This window comes from Stenotrophomonas sp. PFBMAA-4 (assembly GCF_030053215.1).
GTDB lineage: Bacteria > Pseudomonadota > Gammaproteobacteria > Xanthomonadales > Xanthomonadaceae > Stenotrophomonas.
The window spans coordinates 185,021-202,748 of record NZ_JASGBW010000003.1 but is presented as its reverse complement, the minus strand read 5'-3'; the positions used below and the strand labels follow the sequence as shown (position 1 = coordinate 202,748).

Here is a 17,728-nt window from a genome sequence, read left to right as displayed (position 1 = left end):
GGTGATCTCTCGAATTTTTTAGCCGGAGTGCCGACCAACGGTCGGCACCTACCAGGGGCAGATGAGTGCCGACCAACGGTCAGCACCCACCAGAAGCAGGGGGGGCGATCAGTTCCGCAGCGGCTTGCCGGTCTTCAGCATGTGCGCGATGCGGGCCTGGGTCTTTTCCTGCTGGGCCAGTTCGACGAAGTGCTTGCGCTCCAGGGTCAGCAGCCACTCTTCGTCCACCAGGGTGCCGCGGTCGACCTTGCCGCCGCACAGCACGGTGGCGATGCGCTCGGCGATCTCGTAGTCGTACGGGCTGATGAAACGGCCTTCCAGCATGTTGACCAGCATCATCTTGAAGGTGGCGATACCCACGTCACCGGCAACCTGGATGCGGCGTGCCGGCAGCGGCGGGCGGTAACCGGCTTCGGCCAGCGCACGGGCTTCGGCCTTGGCGATGTACAGCGCTTCATAGCTGTTGAACACCACCTTGTCGGTGCTGCGCAGCAGGCCCAGTTCCTGGGCGTTGACCGCCGAGTTGGACACCTTGGCCATCGCCACGGTCTCGAAGGTCTTCTTCAGTTCGGCGAACACGTCACCGCCCGGACCGGCCGCCTGCGAGGCGCGCACGGCCAGTTCCTTCAGGCCGCCACCGGCCGGCAGCAGGCCGACGCCGGCCTCGACCAGGCCGATGTAGCTTTCCAGGAAGGCGACAGTCTTGGCGCTGTGCATCTGGAACTCGCAGCCGCCACCCAGGGCCAGGCCGCGCACGGCAGCCACCACCGGCACCAGCGAGTACTTGATGCGCTGGCTGGTGCGCTGGAAGTTGGCGACCATTTCTTCGAACTGGTCGACCTTGCCGGCCTGCAGCAGGCCGAGGGCACCGGCCAGGTCGGCACCGGCGGAGAAGGGTTCCTTCTGCTGCCAGATCACCAGGCCCTGGAAGTCCTTCTCGGCGCGGCTGACGCATTCCTGCAGGCCGTCCAGCACCTGGTCGGAGACGGTGTTCATCTTGGTCTTGAAGCTGACCACGGCAATGCCGTCGCCGTCATGCCACATGCGCAGGCCGTCGTTCTCGAACACGGTCTCGCCCGAGGCGAACTTCTCGCCCAGCAGCGGATCCGGGAAACGCTGGCGCTGGTACACCGGCAGCGACGAGCGCGGCAGCTTGGCGTTGCGCGACGGGCTGTAGCTGCCTTCGGCGGCATGCACGCCGTCGCGGCCATCAAACACCCAGTCCGGCAGCGGGGCGCTGCTCATGCTCTTGCCGGCGACGATGTCATCGGCGATCCACTGCGCGACCTGCTTCCAGCCGGCAGCCTGCCAGGTTTCGAACGGGCCCAGCGACCAGCCGTAGCCCCAGCGGATGGCGAGGTCGACGTCGCGCGCGGTCTCGGCGATGTCGGCCAGGTGGTAGGCGCTGTAGTGGAACAGATCGCGGAAGGTCGCCCACAGGAACTGCGCCTGCGGGTGCTGGCTTTCGCGCAGCTTGGCGAACTTCTCGGCCGGGTTCCTGATCTTCAGGATCTCGACCACTTCCGGTGCGGCAGTGCGGTCGGCCGGGCGGTAATCCTGCTTTTCCAGGTCCAGCACGACGATGTCCTTGCCGACCTTGCGGAAGATACCGGCGCCGGTCTTCTGGCCCAGCGCGCCCTTGGCGATCAGCGCATCCAGCCACTTCGGCGACTTGAAGAATTCATGCCACGGGTCGTTGGGCAGGGTGTCGCCCATGGTCTTGATGACGTGGGACATGGTGTCCAGGCCGACCACGTCGGAAGTGCGGTAGGTGGCCGACTTCGGGCGGCCGACCAGCGGGCCGGTCAGGCCGTCCACTTCATCGAAGCCCAGGCCGAACTGCTGGGTGTGGTGGATGGTGGACAGGATCGAGAACACGCCGATGCGGTTGCCGATGAAGTTCGGGGTGTCCTTGGCGTACACCACGCCCTTGCCCAGGGTGGTGACCAGGAATTCTTCCAGGCCTTCCAGCACGGCGGCGTCGGTGGTGCTGGCCGGGATCAGTTCGGCCAGGTGCATGTAGCGCGGCGGGTTGAAGAAGTGCACGCCGCAGAAGCGGTGGCGCAGCTGCTCGGGCAGCACGTCGGCCAGCTTGTTGATGCCCAGGCCCGAAGTGTTGGAGGCCAGCACCGCGTGGTCGGCCACGAACGGGGCGATCTTCTTGTACAGGTCCTGCTTCCAGTCCATGCGCTCGGCGATGGCCTCGATGATCAGGTCGCAGTCCTTCAGCTGGTCCAGGCTCGACTCGTAGTTGGCCGGGGTGATGGCTTCGGCCAGCGACTTGCTGGCCAGCGGCGCCGGGCTCAGCTTGCTTAGGTTGGCGATCGCCTTCAGCACGATGCCGTCGGCCGGACCTTCCTTCGCGGGCAGGTCGAACAGCACGGTGTCGACGCCAGCATTGGTGAGGTGGGCGGCGATCTGGGCACCCATGACGCCGGCACCCAGCACGGCGGCGCGGCGGACTAGCAGGGAATTGGACATGGTGTAGGGCCTTTGTTGGTCAGCAGTTACTGGGTGGGTCACACCCGGTGGAATCACGGAGAAGCGGGCAGGGCGCTGCCGCGTGCGGCGGCGCGGAACCCGGCTTCGGCGAAATGGATCAGTTCATGGGCGGCATGGGCACGATGCGCCGCTTCGGTGACACCTGCGGGTCGCTTGATCAGGCCGAAATCGGCCATGGCATAGGTGAGCGAACCGGCGAGGAAATCCAGGCGCCAGTACAGTTCTTCCTTGCTCAGGCCCGGCACGCACTCGGCGATGGCCTTGCCGAACGCGCGCAGCACGTGGCCGTAGTGGTCGGACAGGAACTTGCGCAGGTTGTCGTTCTTTTCGGCGTAGGCGCGGGCGATCACCCGCACGAAGGCACCACCGCTCTGCCGGTCCTGGGCCATGGCCAGGGCGGGCTCGACGAAGGCGGCCAGCACCGGGCGCAGCTGGCCGGGGTGTTCGCTGCGGGCGCGTTCGAGCTGGGCCAGGCGCACGCTGGTCATCTCGTCCATGCGCCGGCGGAACACCTCGTTGACCAGGTTTTCCTTGGAGCCGAAGTGGTAGTTGACCGCCGCGATGTTGACGTCGGCCTGGCTGGTGACCTGGCGCAGCGAGGTGCCGGCGAAGCCATGCAGGGCGAACAGCTCCTCGGCGGCCCCGAGGATCCGGTCCTTGGTCGAGAAGTGGGCGGGCTTGGCCATGGGGCGGCGGACCTTAATCAAACGATTGTTTGATACTAGGACCAGACGGGGGCGTACGGCATTTTGCAGTGCAGCAAAACCGGCGGGGCGGTCAGAATCCGCTCAGGTGGGTGAATGGGCGGGCCTGAACCTGTCGAGCCGAGCCCATGCTCGGCTGATCTTCGGCCCAAACGCCAACCGAGCATGGGCTCGGCTCTACAGGGGGGCCGCAGGGCCCTCTACCACCCAGCCGCGTTATCTCTTACAATTCGCCTACGTTTATCAGGCTAAGCCCGCGTCCCGACGCGGGTTTTTTTCATGTTACCCTTCGGGCCATCAGCGGCCCGATTCCATTGGAGACATCCCATGGCGCTGGAGCGCACCCTTTCGATCATCAAGCCGGACGCCGTTGCCAAGAACGTCATCGGCGAAATCTACGCCCGCTTCGAGAAGGCCGGCCTGAAGGTCGTGGCCGCCAAGTACAAGCAGCTGTCGCGCCGTGAAGCCGAAGGCTTCTACGCCGTGCACCGCGAGCGTCCGTTCTTCAACGCGCTGGTCGAGTTCATGATCTCCGGCCCGGTGATGATCCAGGCCCTGGAAGGCGAGAACGCCGTCCTGGCCCACCGCGACCTGCTGGGCGCCACCAACCCGAAGGAAGCCGCTGCGGGCACCATCCGCGCCGACTTCGCCGAATCCATCGATGCCAATGCCGCCCACGGCTCGGACTCGGTCGAGAATGCCGCGATTGAAATCGCCTACTTCTTCGCCGCCACCGAAGTCGTCTCGCGCTGAGAGTAATGCCGTGAACGAGGTCGTACAGTCCCCCGCCATCCAGCCGCTGCCGAAGTCGGCACCCACGGCTGGCAAGCAGAACCTGCTCGACCTCGATCGCGCGGGCCTGGAGAAGTTTTTCGTCGAGGTTCTCGGCGAGAAGAAGTTCCGTGCCCATCAGGTGATGAAGTGGATCCACCATCGCTACGTCACCGATTTCGATGAAATGACCGACCTCGGCAAGGTCCTGCGCGCCAAGCTGCAGGCCCATGCCGAGGTGCTGGTTCCGAACATCGTGTTCGACAAGCCCTCCGCCGACGGCACCCACAAGTGGCTGCTGGCGATGGGCGTGGATGGCAAGAACGCCATCGAGACCGTGTACATCCCGGACAAGACCCGCGGCACGCTGTGCGTGTCTTCGCAGGTCGGTTGCGGCCTGAACTGCACGTTCTGCTCCACCGCCACCCAGGGCTTCAACCGCAACCTGACCACCGCCGAGATCATCGGCCAGGTGTGGGTTGCCGCACGCCACCTGGGCAACGTGCCGCACCAGATGCGCCGCCTCACCAACGTGGTGATGATGGGCATGGGCGAGCCGCTGATGAATTTCGACAACGTCGTGCGCGCCATGAGCGTGATGCGCGATGATCTGGGCTACGGCTTGGCCAACAAGCGCGTGACCCTGTCGACCTCCGGCCTGGTGCCGCAGATCGACCGCCTGTCCACCGAAAGCGACGTGTCGCTGGCGGTGTCGCTGCACGCGCCGAACGATGCGCTGCGCGAGACCCTTGTTCCGCTCAACAAGAAGTACCCGATCGCCGAGCTGATGGCTTCGTGCGCACGCTACCTGCGCGCCAACAAGCGCCGCGAATCGGTCACCTTCGAATACACCCTGATGAAGGGCATCAACGACAAGCCCGAGCATGCCCGCGAGCTGGCCCGCCTGATGCGCCAGTTCGACAACGCGGTGCAGGCCAAGGATTCGGGCAAGGTCAACCTGATCCCGTTCAATCCGTTCCCCGGCACCCGCTACGAGCGTTCGGAAGAAGCGCACATCCGCGCCTTCCAGAAGATCCTGCTCGACAGCAACGTGCTGACGATGGTCCGCCGCACCCGTGGCGACGATATCGATGCCGCCTGCGGCCAGCTCAAGGGCCAGGTGATGGACCGTACCCGCCGCCAGGCAGAGTTCAACAAGACGTTGCAGGCAGGGAAGGGGAGCGATGCGGCCGCGTGACCGCCTCTGGCCAGTCCTGATTGCAGGGGTGCTGTCCGTTTCGGCCAGTGGCTGCAGCAAGACCGTCAAGTCCCAGCTTCCCGACGAATACACCCGTGGCGGTGACATCGCCCCGGAGCGCCACGTGCGCGATTCGCCCGGTGTGCGCGAGGAATTCCGTTACCAGGACCAGTTGGCCCTGGCCGCCCGCGACATGCAGGTGGGCAACCTCGACGAGGCCGAGCGCAAGGTGCGCCAGGCCCTGAAGGCCCGGCCCAAGGGCGTGGACGCGGTGATGCTGATGGCCGGCATCGACGAGCGCCGTGGCCGCTCGGAGAAGGCCGGCGAGGGCTTCCGCCGCGCCACCGAGCTGGCCCCGCAGCGCGCTGACGTACTCAACAATTACGGCGCCTGGCTGTGCCAGCACGGCAGTGCCGCCGAATCGCTGCTGTGGTTCGACCGTTCCCTGCAGCTGCCGGGCAATGCCTCCGCAGGCGGCGCGATGGCCAATGCCGGCCGCTGCGCGCTTGACGCCGGCCAGGTGGAACGCGCCGAGCGCGACCTGCGTGCGGCGCTGGTGATGGTGCCTGCCAACCCGGTCGCCCTCGAGGCGATGGCGCAGCTCAACTTCCGCCGTGGCCAGTTTTTCGAGGCGCGCGCCTTCGCCGAACGTAGGATTGCGGCTGCACCGGCCACACGTTCCGTGTTACAACTTGCGTCTGAAATCGAGGCGCGACTGGGCGATCAGGCGGCATCCGATCGTTACCTGCAGCGGATTCGACAGGAATTTCCGCAGGACGCGGGCTCCTAACCTCCAGGGTTGATGCATTGTGATTGATGACCAGACTGTGAGCGCTCTCGATACTGCGGCCGGCTGCGGCACCCGCCTGCGCCAGGCCCGAGAGGCGGCCGGACTGACCCTTGATGATGTCGGCCAGCGCCTGCGCATGCCGGTCCAGGTGGTCAGGTCGCTTGAAGAAGAACAGTGGCAGAAGCTCGGCGCCCCGGTGTTCGTCCGCGGCCAGCTGCGCAGCTATGCGCGCCTGCTGAACGTGGATATCAGCCAGCTGATGGAGCAGGCCCAGGTCGGCGCGGTGGTTCCGCCCACCCTGGTCAGCCATACCCATACCCCGCGTGCCCGCCGCATCGCCGAGAACCTCGGCCGGCGCATGCTGTATGTCGGCATCACCGCGGTGCTGGCGGTGCCGGTGTGGTTTGCCACCCGCGGCCACTTCGACAACACCCCGTCCGCGCCGAACACGGCCTCGCTGGACGCGATCCCGGCCGCCGTGCCGGTCGCCCCGGCCACCGTCGGCAGCGAGTTGGCAGCGCGTAGCGAGCCGGCGGCAGTTGCTGCCAAGCCGGCGGCCACGCCGTACGTGGCGTCGCTGGCCCCGGTGCCGCGCCCGGCCCCGGCCGCTGCGGCCACCGCCAACCTGGACATGCAGTTCAGTGGCGACAGCTGGGTCGATATTGCCGGTCCGGATGGCGGCTCCGTCGAGAAGGCGCTCATCAAGGCCGGCGAGACCCGCAGCTTCACCCCGGGCCAGGTGAGCCGCGTGACCCTGGGCAATGCCTCGGCGGTCCAGGTTCAGCAGAACGGCGCTATCGTCGATCTGACCCCCTACCAGCGAGCCAACGTGGCCCGCTTTCAGGTATCCTCTGAAGGCTCCGTTGTCCCGGTTTCACACTGAGACGCGGTTTCACCACCTTCGATAATCCCAATGGTCCCTCCCTACGGGCGGGGCGAGAGTACGCATGGCGATCGACGATCTGCTCGACGAGCACGAACAAAGTGAACGTGTCCGCAGCTGGCTGCGGAAGAATGGCGCCAGCATCATCGGTGGCGTAGCGATCGCCATCGGCGCCATTGCCGGCTGGCAGTGGTACCAGACCAACCAGGGCGGCAAGCTGGCCTCGGCCAACGTCGAGTACCAGAAGGCGCTGGTCGGCCTGCAGGACAACAAGCTGGACGACGCTGCCAAGGCGGTCAAGGCGCTGGAGGCTGGCCCGAACAGCATCTATGGCGACCTGGCGGCCCTGCAGCTGGCCAAGGCCCAGGTCGATGCCGGCAAGAACGAAGAAGCACTGGCCACCCTGCGCGGCGTGAAGGTCGAAGGCGACCTGCAGCGCGTTGTTGACCAGCGCGTGGCCCGCCTGCTGGTGGCTACCGGCAAGAGCGATGAGGCGATCAAGCTGCTTGGCAGCGCGACGGACAGCGGCAGCCTGGAAATCCAGGGCGATGCACTGCTGGCGCAGGGCAAGCGCGATGCGGCCCGTGAACAGTATGAGAAGGCGCTTAAGACGCTGGACGTGGCAGCACCGCAGCGGCGCGTGCTGGAAACCAAGGTTATGGACGCTGGCGGCACCGTCGCCGCCCCTGCGGAGTCGGTTTGATGAGTCAGAAGGTCATGATTACGCGCGTCGCCTCCGTCCTGCTGCTGGGCATGGCACTGACCGGCTGCAGCACCATGAAGGGCTGGTTCGCCGGTAAGGATGCCGCCGCCAAGAAGGCGCAGGAGCCGGCGGAACTGGTCAAGTTCGAGCCGACCCTGAAGGTCAACAAGGCCTGGTCGGTCAACCTGGGCAAGGGCGAGCGCCGCATCGGCGTGCGCCAGGGCCCGGCGGTGGCCAATGGCCACGTGTTCGCCGCGGCGATCACTGGTGGTGTGCATGCCATCGACCTGCAGACCGGCAAGAAGGTCTGGACCTGGGAGCCGCAGAAGGAAAAGAAGAAGGCCAAGCTGCGCCTGTCCGGCGGCCCGGGTGTCGGCGAGAACCTGGTGGTCATCGGTACCCTCGATGGCCAGGTGATCGCGCTGGACATCAACGATGGCAGCGAGAAGTGGCGCGCCCGCGTGCCGGGCGAAGTGATCTCGGCCCCGGCCGTGTCGCAGGGCCTGGTTTTCGTGCGCAGCAATGATGGCCGCGTCACCGCGTTCGAAGCCTCCAACGGCACCCAGAAGTGGTTCAACCCCAGCGAGCTGCCGGCGCTGACCGTGCGCGGCAACGCGCCGGTGGTCACCGGCCCGGGCGTGCTGTTCATCGGCAAGGATGACGGCGCTGTCGCCGCTCTGGCCATGCAGGACGGCCGCACCCTGTGGGACCAGACCGTGGGCAGCCCTGAAGGCCGCACCGAGCTGGACCGCATGGCCGACGTCGACGGCGCACCGGTGCTGGAAGGCAATACGCTCTTCGTGAGCAGCTTCAAGAACCAGACCATGGCCATCGAAGGCCCGACCGGTCGCCCGCTGTGGGCGCGCGACCACGGCGGTGCCGGCGGCGTGGCGGTGTCTTCGGGCAATGTGTTCGTTACCGACCCCAAGGGCGGCGTGTTCGGCCTGGACAAGACCAGCGGCACCGCGATGTGGTCGCAGACCGGCCTGGCGCGTCGTTCGCTGACCGGTCCTGCGCTGCAGGGTGATTACGTGGTCGTCGGTGACTACAAGGGATACCTGCATTGGCTGCAGGCCTCCGACGGCGCGATGGCGGCGCGGGCCAAGAGCGGCGGTGATGCCCTCCTGGCCCAGCCAGTCGTCGTCGACGGGGTGCTGCTGGTGCAGAATGTTGATGGCAAGCTGACCGCATTCCGGTTGGCAAATTAATACGGAGTAATCGCGATGCTGCCTTTGGTCGCCCTGGTTGGACGGCCGAATGTCGGCAAGTCGACCATCTTCAATGCTTTGACCCGCACGCGTGACGCCCTGGTCCATGACCAGCCCGGCGTCACCCGCGACCGCAACTACGGCGTCTGCCGTCTGGACGAGGACAACCATTTCCTCGTCGTGGACACCGGCGGTATTGCCGAGGAAGAGGAAGGCCTGGCTGGCGCCACCACGCGCCAGGCCCGCGCTGCTGCGGCCGAAGCCGATCTGATCCTGTTCGTCGTCGATGCCCGCGAGGGCACCTCGGCGATGGACGACGAGATCCTGGCCTGGCTGCGCAAGCTGTCGCGCCCGACGCTGCTGCTGATCAACAAGATCGACGGCACCGACGAGGACACCGTCCGCTCGGAATTCGCCCGTTACGGCTTCAGCGAAATGCTGACCGTGTCGGCCGCCCATCGCCAGGGTCTGGACGACCTGATGGATGAAGTGATCCAGCGCCTGCCCGAAGAAGGCAGTGGCGAAGAGCTGGACAACGATCCGAACCGCATCCGCATCGCCTTCGTCGGCCGCCCCAACGTGGGCAAGTCGACGCTGGTCAACCGCATCCTCGGCGAAGAGCGCATGATCGCCTCGGACGTGCCGGGTACCACCCGCGATTCCATCGCCGTGGACCTGGAGCGTGATGGCCGCGAATACCGCCTGATCGATACCGCTGGCCTGCGCCGTCGTTCGCGCGTGGATGAGGTCGTCGAGAAGTTCTCGGTGGTCAAGACCATGCAGTCCATCGAGCAGTGCCAGGTGGCCGTGCTGATGCTGGACGCCACCGAAGGCGTGACCGACCAGGACGCCACCGTGCTGGGCGCGGTGCTGGATGCCGGCCGTGCGCTGGTCATCGCCATCAACAAGTGGGATGGCCTGACCGAGTACCAGCGCGAACAGGCGGAAACGATGCTGTCGCTGCGCCTGGGCTTCGTGCCGTGGGCCGAGTCGGTGCGCATTTCCGCCAAGCATGGCTCGGGCCTGCGCGAGCTGTTCCGTGCGGTGCACCGCGCCCACGAATCGGCCAACAAGACCTTCACCACCAGCGAAGTGAACAAGGCGCTGGAAATGGCCTACGAGACCAACCCGCCGCCGACCATCCGCGGCCACGTCTCCAAGCTGCGCTACGTGCACCCGGCTGGCGCGAACCCGCCGACCTTCATCGTGCACGGCACCCGCCTGAAGGAGCTGCAGGAATCGTACAAGCGCTACCTGGAGAACTTCTTCCGCAAGCGCTTCAAGCTGATCGGCACGCCGGTGAGCTTCATTTTCCGCGAGGGTACCAACCCGTACGAGGGCAAGAAGAACGTCCTCACCGAGCGGCAGGTCAAGGCCAAGCGGCGCTTGATGAAGCACGTCAAGGGCAAGTGATCCACGAAAGGCGGCCGCAGGGCCGCCTTTTTGTTGGTAGCGCCGGGCCGTGCCCGGCGGATCCGTGCGCGCCGCTGCGCTCGCCGGGCATGGCCCGGCGCTACCGTGTAGAGCCGAGCCCATGCTCGGCTGCCTTTCGCGTATTGCCGCGGGCGCGCTGCGCGCGCCAGCCGAGCACGGGCTCGGCTCTACAGATTCTGGTCAAGGCGGGTGGCCGCCACGTGCGTGATAATGCGGCCATGAGCATTCCAGAGCTTTCCCCGGAACAGGCACGCGCGCGTGTGGCCCACGGTGCGGTGCTGATCGATGTGCGCCAGGCGCATGAGCGCGCCGGTGGCATGGCCGAGGGCGCGCGTGGCGTGGCCAAGGACGACCTGCTGGCCGATCCGGCCGCGCACCTGCCCGCCCCGGGCCAGGAAATCCTGCTGATCTGCCAGAGCGGCAAGCGCTCGGCCGACGCCGCACTGGCGCTGCTGGCGGCGGGCTACCCGGACGTCGCCTCCGTGGCCGGCGGCACCGTGGCCTGGCGCGAGCAGGCGCTGCCGCTGGTGCAGCCGATGCTGGACGCCGCCGACCGCGATTTCTACGACCGCTACTCGCGCCACCTGCTGCTGCCGCAGGTGGGTGAGGCCGGCCAGCGCCGCCTGCAGCAGTCGCGCGTGCTGGTACTGGGTGCAGGTGGCCTGGGCGCACCGGCTGGGTTCTACCTGGCCGCAGCCGGGGTAGGGCGCCTGCGGTTTGCCGACCATGACCGCGTGGAGCGCAGCAACCTGCACCGGCAGATCGTGCACACCGAGGCCAGCGTCGGCCAGCTGAAGGTCGATTCGGCGCGCGAGCGGCTGCTGGCGTTGAACCCGTCCATCGAGGTCGAGGCCGTGCCCGAGCGGGTGACCTCGGAGAATGTCGATCGCCTGCTGGACGGCGTGGACGTGGTGCTGGACGGCTCGGACAACTTCCCGCTGCGCTACCTGCTCAACGACGCCTGCATCAAGCACGCCAAGCCCATGGTCTATGCCGCCATCGAGCGCTTTGACGGCCAGGTAAGCGTGTTTGACGCCGGCCGCCAGCGTGGCGTGGCGCCGTGCTACCGCTGCCTGTTCCCCGAGCCGCCGCCGCCGGAGTTCGCGCCGAACTGCTCCGAGGCGGGCGTGCTGGGCGTGCTGCCTGGCCTGGCCGGGGTGCTGCAGGCCACCGAGGTGCTGAAGCTGCTGCTGGGCATCGGTGAGCCGCTGGTGGGCCGGCTGCTGCGCTTCGATGCGCTGGGCATGCGCTTCCGCGAGACCGGCATCGGGCCTGATCCCCAGTGCCCGGTTTGTGCGCCGGGTGTGCCGTTCCCGGGGTATATCGATTACGCCGCGTTCTGCAGCGGAGGGTGATCCGCTTGGAGTTTTCCATCCACGCGTGGCGTGGATCTACTAATGGTGCGCGTGAGGGTGCGTGCAGTAGATCACCGAACTTTGGTTCGTCCAGGCTGGCATCCCCGCAACTGTTGCCCGCTTCACCCCCTACATCGTTGGTCGTTTTCCATGAACCTCACGTTTGCATGCCGCCTACCTTCCTCCCCCCGGACTGCCGAACAGGTCTGGGACGACTTGAAAGGGGTCACGGCGCGATTGGCCCAGGTAGACCCGTTGTTTGCGCAGTGGTGGGCTAACCCCCGTGGGCCGAAAGACGCTTACGTGCCACTGGCGGATCGCCAGGCGTTTCTTGCGCGGCTGCTAGCAGACGAGCAAGCCCTGGCTGAAGAGTTTCCCAACCAGCCGTCGTCCGGCAGCAGCGGCGCCTTGCTGACTAACGCCAGCAACGACAAAGACTGGAAGCAGCGCGGTGCCGTGGCGCTGACTTATTTCCCCGATCAAGGGCAGTGGCGCCTTCAGCTGCATCGTGTGGAAAAAGTCTACGCGGAGCCCGCCCGTGTGGCGTGGGCATTGTTGAACGCACTTGCCGGTGACGAACGCGTAACGTTTGTCCAAACCAACGTCCAGCAGCTCATCGACGGGCAGCTGTTGCTTTACAGCGTGGATCGAGCTGTCTTCCCGCATCGCGAGTTCCTTGGGTGGATGGGCTACGTCAATCGGCCGCTGACTCTTGAGGACGTGCCGGAGGCTGCGCGCGTGGAGGCGAGGGGGAAAGGCTCCCTCATCCTCTCCACGCAGATCTTGGACTTGGGAAACGCCGCAGCAGTGAAGCAGACCAATCAGGTGGAAATGGCGCTCGCAGACCTTGGGTTGCTACCCGTCATCGATCCAAGTTTGGGCTGAACGTGTGACAGTGGCATCAGTGCCGGGCATGGCAAACCCTGATCAATCCGCGCCACGCATCGATGAATGCCGATGATTCCGGAACAAAGGCGGCAGCTAATTGCGGCATCGTTCCATTTTCGGCACAACTAAACGCAACGTCGATGCTATTGCCGTCAGAAAACATGCTCTATCGTTGAGGCCGATTTCGGTTTTCGGGGAAACACCGCATGGCGGTAGAAGCAGCGAACAGCGAGCTGGTCAAGGTCGTGGCCCTGTTGGGCGCGGCGGTGGTGATGGTGCCCTTGTTCCGCAGGCTCGGCCTGGGTTCGGTGCTGGGTTACTTCGCCGCCGGCCTGGCCATTGGGCCGTTCGGCCTGGGCTGGTTCTCCGACCCGCAGGCGATCCTGCATACGGCCGAGCTGGGCGTGGTGATGTTCCTGTTCGTCATCGGCCTGGAAATGCGGCCCTCGCACCTGTGGAGCCTGCGCAAGGAAATCTTCGGGCTGGGGACGCTGCAGATCGCCACCTGCGCGCTGGTGCTGACCACCATCGCCAAGCTGTTCGGCCTGCCGTGGCAGGTTGCCTTCATCGGCGCCACCGGCTTCGTGCTCACCTCCACCGCAGTGGTGATGCAGCTGCTCGCCGAGCGCGGCGACATCGCGCTGCCGTCGGGGCAGAAGATCGTCTCCATCCTGCTGTTCGAAGACCTCTTGATCGTGCCGCTGCTGGCCCTGGTGGCCTGGATGGCGCCGAGCGCGGGCAGTGCCGATGGCGAAGGCTCGCGCTGGTTGTCGGTGGCGATCGGCGTCGGCGCCATCGTCGGCCTGGTGCTGGTCGGCCGCTTCCTGCTCAACCCGCTGTTCCGCCTGCTTGCCGAATCGAAGGCGCGCGAAGTGATGACCGCCGCCGCGCTGCTGGTGGTGCTGGGTGCGGCGCTGCTGATGCAGCTGTCCGGCCTGTCGATGGCGATGGGCGCCTTCCTCGCCGGCGTGCTGCTGAGCGAATCCACCTTCCGCCACCAGATCGAAGCGGACATCGAACCGTTCCGCGGCATCCTGCTGGGCCTGTTCTTCCTCAGCGTGGGCATGGCGCTGGACCTGGGCGTGGTTGCCGGCAACTGGCCGATGATCGTCGGCCTGGTGCTGGCGCTGATGGCGGCCAAGGCGCTGTGCATCTACGTGGTGGCCCGCCTGATGGGCAGCGATCACGCACAGGCCATGGACCGTGGCGTGCTGATGGCGCAGGGCGGCGAATTCGCCTTCGTGCTGTTCTCCGCCGCCGCCAGTGCCGGCGTCATCGACATGGACATCAATGCCAACTTCACCGCCGTGGTGGTGCTGTCGATGGCCCTGACCCCGTTGGTGGTGCTGGTCTACAAGCGCGTGGCACCGAAGCCGGAAGTGAGCCTGGAAGGCGTGGACACCGCCGATGGCCTCTCCGGCAGCGTGCTGATGATCGGCTTCGGCCGCTTCGGCCAGGTGGCCAGCCAGTCGCTGCTGGCCCGCGACGTGGACGTGACCATCATCGACAACGACGTGGAGATGATCCACAACGCCGAGCGCTTCGGGTTCAAGATCTATTACGGCGATGGCACCCGCCTGGACGTGCTGCATGCCTCCGGCGCCGGTACCGCGCGGGCGATCGCGGTGTGCGTGAACAATGCCGAGGACGCCGATCGCATCGTTGAACTGGTGGCGCATGAATTCCCGCAGGCCAAGCTGCTGGTGCGCTCGTTCGACCGCGAGCACTCGCTGCGGTTGATCCATGCCGGCGTTGATTTCCAGATCCGCGAGACGTTTGAATCGGCGCTGATGTTCGGCCAGGCCGCGCTGATGGAGCTGGGTGCGGACGAAGACGACGCGCAGGAGATCGCCGAGCAGATCCGCGAGCGCGATGCCGAGCGGTTCGAGCTGGAAATGGCCGGCGGCAGCCTGCGTGCCGGTGCGCACATGGTGTTCGGCAGCGCGCTGCCGGGCGTGCCGACGCCGACCCCGTTCACCGCGCCCAAGCGCAAGGCCCGCACGTTGAATGCGGACCAGGTGCCGGAAGAAGAAGAGGATTGACCGGTTCTGGTAGTGCCGGCCGCTGGCCGGCATTGCCGCGTTCATGAGGTTGCCGGCCAGCGGCCGGCACTACCGGGCATGTCCGGCCTTCGCGCCGGTGGGCGAGGGGGCCTGAATCAGGGACAATAGCGTCCCCGCCGCCGCCTGCCCCCGCATTCGATGACTGACTCCGCCCCCCAGCTTCCTGCCCGCATCCTCGATGGCCGCCGTATTGCCGAGGACCTGCTCGACAGCCTGAAGGTGCGCGTCGACGCCCGGGTGGCCGCCGGTGGCAGCCGCCCCGGCCTGGCCGTGGTGCTGGTGGGGGGCGACCCGGCCTCGACCGTGTACGTGCGCAACAAGCGCCGCGCGGCTGAAAAGGTCGGCATCGAAGCCCATGACTACGATCTGCCCGCTGGCACCAGCGAGGCCGAGCTGCTCGACCTGATCGACCAGCTCAATGCCGACCCCAAGATCAACGGCATCCTGATCCAGCTGCCGCTGCCGGGCATTCCCGACGCGCGCCGCCTGATCCAGCGCATCGACCCGCGCAAGGACGTGGACGGCTTCCACCCGGAAAACGTCGGCCACTTGGCCCTGCGTGAATTCGGCCTGCGCCCGTGCACCCCGCGCGGCATCACCACGCTGCTGGGCCACACCGACCAGCCGGTGCGCGGCCGCAACGCCACCATCGTGGGCGTGAGCAACCATGTCGGCCGGCCGATGGGCCTGGAACTGCTGATCGCCGGCTGCACCGTGACCAGCTGCCACAAGTTCACCCCGAAGGACGTGCTGGAGCAGGCCGTGCGCAACGCCGACATCCTGGTGGTGGCGGTGGGCCGCCCGGGCATCGTGCCGGGCGAGTGGGTGAAGCCGGGCGCCGTGGTGATCGACGTCGGCATCAACCGGTTGGACGACGGCCGCCTGGTGGGCGATGTCGGGTTTGAAGCGGCGGCCGAACGGGCGAGCTGGATTACCCCCGTGCCGGGTGGCGTCGGCCCGATGACCGTGGCCACGCTGATGCAGAACACCCTGGAAGCGGCCGAAGCGCTGAGCTGATTCCCGGCTTCGGGTGGGGTATCGGTGCCTGATGGATTGTGCGGACCAACGGTCCGCACCTACCAAAAACAGGCCGGGCTGGCTGGCTTCTGGTGGGTGCCGACCGTTGGTCGGCACATCCTCAGGAGAGGGGGATCCTGCTGGGGTATCGGTGTCTGAAGGATTGTGCGGACCAACGGTCCGCACCTACCAAAAACAGGCCGGGCTGGCTGGCTCCTGGTGGGTGCCGACCGTTGGTCGGCACATCCTCAGGAGAGGGGGATCCTGCTGGGGTATCGGTGTCTGAAGGATTGTGCGGACCAACGGTCCGCACCTACCAAAAACAGGCCGGGCTGGCTGGCTCCTGGTGGGTGCCGACCGTTGGTCGGCACATCCTCAGGAGAAGGGGATTCTGCTGGGGTATCGGGGTCTGAAGGATTGTGCGGACCAACGGTCCGCACCCACCAAAGGCAGTCCTATGCACCCACCAAAAGCAGTCCCATGACCCACCAAGGGCAGGCCTGTGACCCGCCAAAAGCAGTCCCATGACCCACCAATGGATTCATGCAACCAGGGCGGTACCCGCCCCCTGAACCAATCACCGCCCGCGCGACACTGCGTCGCATCCACCCCCTCCCACGGGGCGTGAAAAAGGGGTAAAATGTCGCGCTTCCCCACATCTCGGGTATGCCGATGCTGCGCATCCAGGCTGAAGCACTCACTTACGACGACGTCTCGCTCGTCCCCGCCCACTCGACCATCCTGCCCAAGGACGTCAACCTCGAAACGCGGTTGACCCGAGACCTGAAGCTCAAGCTTCCGATCCTGTCTGCGGCCATGGATACCGTCACTGAAGCCCGCCTGGCCATCGCCATGGCACAGCTGGGTGGCATGGGCATCATCCACAAGAATCTCAGCCTGGAACAGCAGGCCGCGGAAGTGGCCAAGGTCAAGAAGTTCGAGGCCGGCGTCATCCGCGACCCGATCACCGTCGGCCCGGAAACCACCATCCGCGACGTGCTGGCCCTGACCCAGGCGCACAACATCTCCGGCGTGCCGGTGGTGGGCAGCGACGGCCTGCTGGCCGGCATCGTGACCCACCGCGACATGCGCTTCGAGACCGAGCTGGACGATCCGGTCCGCCACATCATGACCAAGAAGGATCGCCTGATCACGGTCAAGGAAGGCGCCGCGTCTGATGAAGTGCTGCAGCTGCTGCACCGCAACCGCATCGAAAAGGTGCTGGTGGTCAACGATGATTTCGCCCTGCGTGGCCTGATCACCGTCAAGGACATCCAGAAGAACACCGACTTCCCCAACGCTGCCAAGGATCTGTCGACCCGCCTGCTGGTCGGCGCTGCCGTCGGCGTGGGTGGTGACACCGATCGCCGCGTGGAAGCGCTGGTTGCCGCCGGCGTGGACGTGATCGTGGTCGATACCGCGCACGGCCACTCGCATGGCGTGCTGGACCGCGTTGCCTGGGTCAAGAAGAACTTCCCGCACGTGCAGGTCATCGGTGGCAACATCTGCACCGGCGAAGCCGCACTGGCGCTGCTGGACAGCGGCGCGGACGCAGTGAAGGTCGGTATCGGCCCGGGCTCGATCTGCACCACCCGCGTCGTCGCCGGCGTCGGCGTGCCGCAGGTGACCGCCATCGATCTGGTGGCCGAGGCCCTGCAGGACCGCATCCCGCTCATCGCCGACGGTGGCATCCGTTACTCGGGTGACATCGGCAAGGCGCTGGCCGCCGGTGCCTCGACCATCATGGTCGGTGGCCTGCTGGCCGGTACCGAAGAATCGCCGGGCGAGACCGAGCTGTACCAGGGCCGTTCGTACAAGAGCTACCGCGGCATGGGTTCGTTGGCCGCCATGGAAAAGGGGTCCAAGGACCGCTACTTCCAGGACGCCGCCACCGCCGACAAGCTGGTGCCGGAAGGCATCGAAGGCCGCGTGCCGTACCGCGGCCCGGTGGGCGGCATCATCCACCAGCTGATGGGCGGCCTGCGCGCCACCATGGGCTACGTGGGTTGCGCCACCATCGACGACATGCGCACCAAGCCCAAGTTCGTCAAGATCAGCGGCGCCGGCCAGCGTGAGAGCCACGTCCACGACGTGACGATCACGAAGGAACCGCCGAACTACCGCGCCTGATGACGACCCGCCCCGGTCCCGTGAGCCACCCCCGCACTGCCGGCCGGCGTGCCGACCGGTTCCGTGGCGGGAGTCTGCTTGG

The 17,728-nt window shown here is 66.5% G+C and carries 15 protein-coding genes; 12 read left to right on the top strand and 3 right to left on the bottom strand.

Annotated features, from left to right (window positions below; all coding sequences use genetic code 11):
- Positions 1–108: 108 nt before the first annotated feature.
- Together QMZ26_RS03470 and QMZ26_RS03465 are read right to left on the bottom strand one after the other, a co-directional pair.
- Positions 109–2,481 (bottom strand): 3-hydroxyacyl-CoA dehydrogenase/enoyl-CoA hydratase family protein, encoded by a 2,373-nt coding sequence (locus tag QMZ26_RS03470; protein ID WP_283220592.1) that lies wholly within the window; start codon positions 2,479–2,481, stop codon positions 109–111.
- A 53-nt stretch (positions 2,482–2,534) separates the two neighbouring features.
- Positions 2,535–3,188, bottom strand: coding sequence for a TetR family transcriptional regulator (locus QMZ26_RS03465; RefSeq protein WP_079221619.1), 654 nt, complete (start codon positions 3,186–3,188; stop codon positions 2,535–2,537).
- 345 nt (positions 3,189–3,533) lie between these two features.
- Between QMZ26_RS03465 and ndk the strand changes: the two genes are divergently transcribed.
- The 9 genes from ndk to QMZ26_RS03420 all read left to right on the top strand — a co-directional run bounded on the left by ndk (position 3,534) and on the right by QMZ26_RS03420 (position 12,433).
- The gene (gene ndk, locus QMZ26_RS03460; protein WP_008265389.1) at positions 3,534–3,959 is read left to right on the top strand and encodes a nucleoside-diphosphate kinase; all 426 of its coding nucleotides are present in this window, start codon (positions 3,534–3,536) and stop codon (positions 3,957–3,959) included.
- A 10-nt stretch (positions 3,960–3,969) separates the two neighbouring features.
- Positions 3,970–5,175, top strand: a complete 1,206-nt coding sequence (rlmN, locus tag QMZ26_RS03455) for a 23S rRNA (adenine(2503)-C(2))-methyltransferase RlmN (RefSeq protein WP_079221620.1) — start codon at positions 3,970–3,972, stop codon at positions 5,173–5,175.
- A complete protein-coding gene (locus QMZ26_RS03450) occupies positions 5,162–5,965 on the top strand; it encodes a type IV pilus biogenesis/stability protein PilW (protein WP_345782655.1) in 804 nt (267 codons plus the stop codon). Before rlmN ends, QMZ26_RS03450 begins: the two co-directional genes overlap by 14 nt.
- Positions 5,966–5,984: 19 nt before the next feature.
- Positions 5,985–6,848 carry a RodZ domain-containing protein gene (locus QMZ26_RS03445; protein ID WP_283220590.1) on the top strand — a complete coding sequence of 288 codons (864 nt, stop codon included), beginning with the start codon at positions 5,985–5,987 and terminating at the stop codon, positions 6,846–6,848.
- Between the two features lie 64 nt (positions 6,849–6,912).
- A complete protein-coding gene (locus QMZ26_RS03440; protein ID WP_079221623.1) occupies positions 6,913–7,551 on the top strand; it encodes a tetratricopeptide repeat protein in 639 nt (212 codons plus the stop codon).
- Positions 7,551–8,759, top strand: coding sequence for an outer membrane protein assembly factor BamB (bamB, locus tag QMZ26_RS03435; RefSeq protein ID WP_108746524.1), 1,209 nt, complete (start codon positions 7,551–7,553; stop codon positions 8,757–8,759). The genes QMZ26_RS03440 and bamB overlap by 1 nt, the downstream gene beginning before the upstream one ends.
- Positions 8,760–8,774: 15 nt before the next feature.
- Positions 8,775–10,172, top strand: coding sequence for a ribosome biogenesis GTPase Der (gene der, locus QMZ26_RS03430; protein WP_108768625.1), 1,398 nt, complete (start codon positions 8,775–8,777; stop codon positions 10,170–10,172).
- A gap of 239 nt (positions 10,173–10,411) precedes the next feature.
- Positions 10,412–11,548: a molybdopterin-synthase adenylyltransferase MoeB gene (gene moeB / locus QMZ26_RS03425; protein WP_283220589.1), complete on the top strand. Its 1,137-nt coding sequence runs from the start codon at positions 10,412–10,414 to the stop codon at positions 11,546–11,548.
- A gap of 150 nt (positions 11,549–11,698) precedes the next feature.
- Complete coding sequence (locus QMZ26_RS03420; protein ID WP_283220588.1) at positions 11,699–12,433, top strand: Imm52 family immunity protein; 735 nt, start codon at positions 11,699–11,701, stop codon at positions 12,431–12,433.
- 16 nt (positions 12,434–12,449) lie between these two features.
- Here QMZ26_RS03420 and QMZ26_RS03415 read toward each other — a convergent pair whose 3' ends face one another.
- Entirely contained in the window at positions 12,450–12,599 is a 150-nt protein-coding gene (locus QMZ26_RS03415) for a hypothetical protein (RefSeq protein WP_283220587.1), read from the bottom strand.
- A gap of 43 nt (positions 12,600–12,642) precedes the next feature.
- Here QMZ26_RS03415 and QMZ26_RS03410 point away from each other — a divergent pair, with 43 nt between their 5' ends.
- From QMZ26_RS03410 to guaB, 3 genes are all read left to right on the top strand, one after another.
- The gene (locus QMZ26_RS03410; RefSeq protein ID WP_283220586.1) at positions 12,643–14,478 is read left to right on the top strand and encodes a monovalent cation:proton antiporter-2 (CPA2) family protein; all 1,836 of its coding nucleotides are present in this window, start codon (positions 12,643–12,645) and stop codon (positions 14,476–14,478) included.
- A 159-nt stretch (positions 14,479–14,637) separates the two neighbouring features.
- On the top strand, positions 14,638–15,516 hold the full coding sequence (gene folD / locus QMZ26_RS03405) for a bifunctional methylenetetrahydrofolate dehydrogenase/methenyltetrahydrofolate cyclohydrolase FolD (protein WP_079221628.1): 879 nt from the start codon (positions 14,638–14,640) through the stop codon (positions 15,514–15,516).
- A gap of 672 nt (positions 15,517–16,188) precedes the next feature.
- Positions 16,189–17,646, top strand: coding sequence for an IMP dehydrogenase (guaB, locus tag QMZ26_RS03400; RefSeq protein WP_283220585.1), 1,458 nt, complete (start codon positions 16,189–16,191; stop codon positions 17,644–17,646).
- Positions 17,647–17,728 lie beyond the last annotated feature (82 nt).

Coding starts and splice junctions, on each gene's coding strand:
- QMZ26_RS03470 (WP_283220592.1), bottom strand. CDS start 2,481: ATGTCCAATTCCCTGCTAGTCCGCCGCGCCGCCGTGCTGGGTGCCGGC.
- QMZ26_RS03465 (WP_079221619.1), bottom strand. CDS start 3,188: ATGGCCAAGCCCGCCCACTTCTCGACCAAGGACCGGATCCTCGGGGCC.
- ndk (WP_008265389.1), top strand. CDS start 3,534: ATGGCGCTGGAGCGCACCCTTTCGATCATCAAGCCGGACGCCGTTGCC.
- QMZ26_RS03450 (WP_345782655.1), top strand. CDS start 5,162: ATGCGGCCGCGTGACCGCCTCTGGCCAGTCCTGATTGCAGGGGTGCTG.
- QMZ26_RS03440 (WP_079221623.1), top strand. CDS start 6,913: ATGGCGATCGACGATCTGCTCGACGAGCACGAACAAAGTGAACGTGTC.
- bamB (WP_108746524.1), top strand. CDS start 7,551: ATGAGTCAGAAGGTCATGATTACGCGCGTCGCCTCCGTCCTGCTGCTG.
- der (WP_108768625.1), top strand. CDS start 8,775: ATGCTGCCTTTGGTCGCCCTGGTTGGACGGCCGAATGTCGGCAAGTCG.
- moeB (WP_283220589.1), top strand. CDS start 10,412: ATGAGCATTCCAGAGCTTTCCCCGGAACAGGCACGCGCGCGTGTGGCC.
- QMZ26_RS03420 (WP_283220588.1), top strand. CDS start 11,699: ATGAACCTCACGTTTGCATGCCGCCTACCTTCCTCCCCCCGGACTGCC.
- QMZ26_RS03415 (WP_283220587.1), bottom strand. CDS start 12,599: ATGTTTTCTGACGGCAATAGCATCGACGTTGCGTTTAGTTGTGCCGAA.
- QMZ26_RS03410 (WP_283220586.1), top strand. CDS start 12,643: ATGGCGGTAGAAGCAGCGAACAGCGAGCTGGTCAAGGTCGTGGCCCTG.
- folD (WP_079221628.1), top strand. CDS start 14,638: ATGACTGACTCCGCCCCCCAGCTTCCTGCCCGCATCCTCGATGGCCGC.
- guaB (WP_283220585.1), top strand. CDS start 16,189: ATGCTGCGCATCCAGGCTGAAGCACTCACTTACGACGACGTCTCGCTC.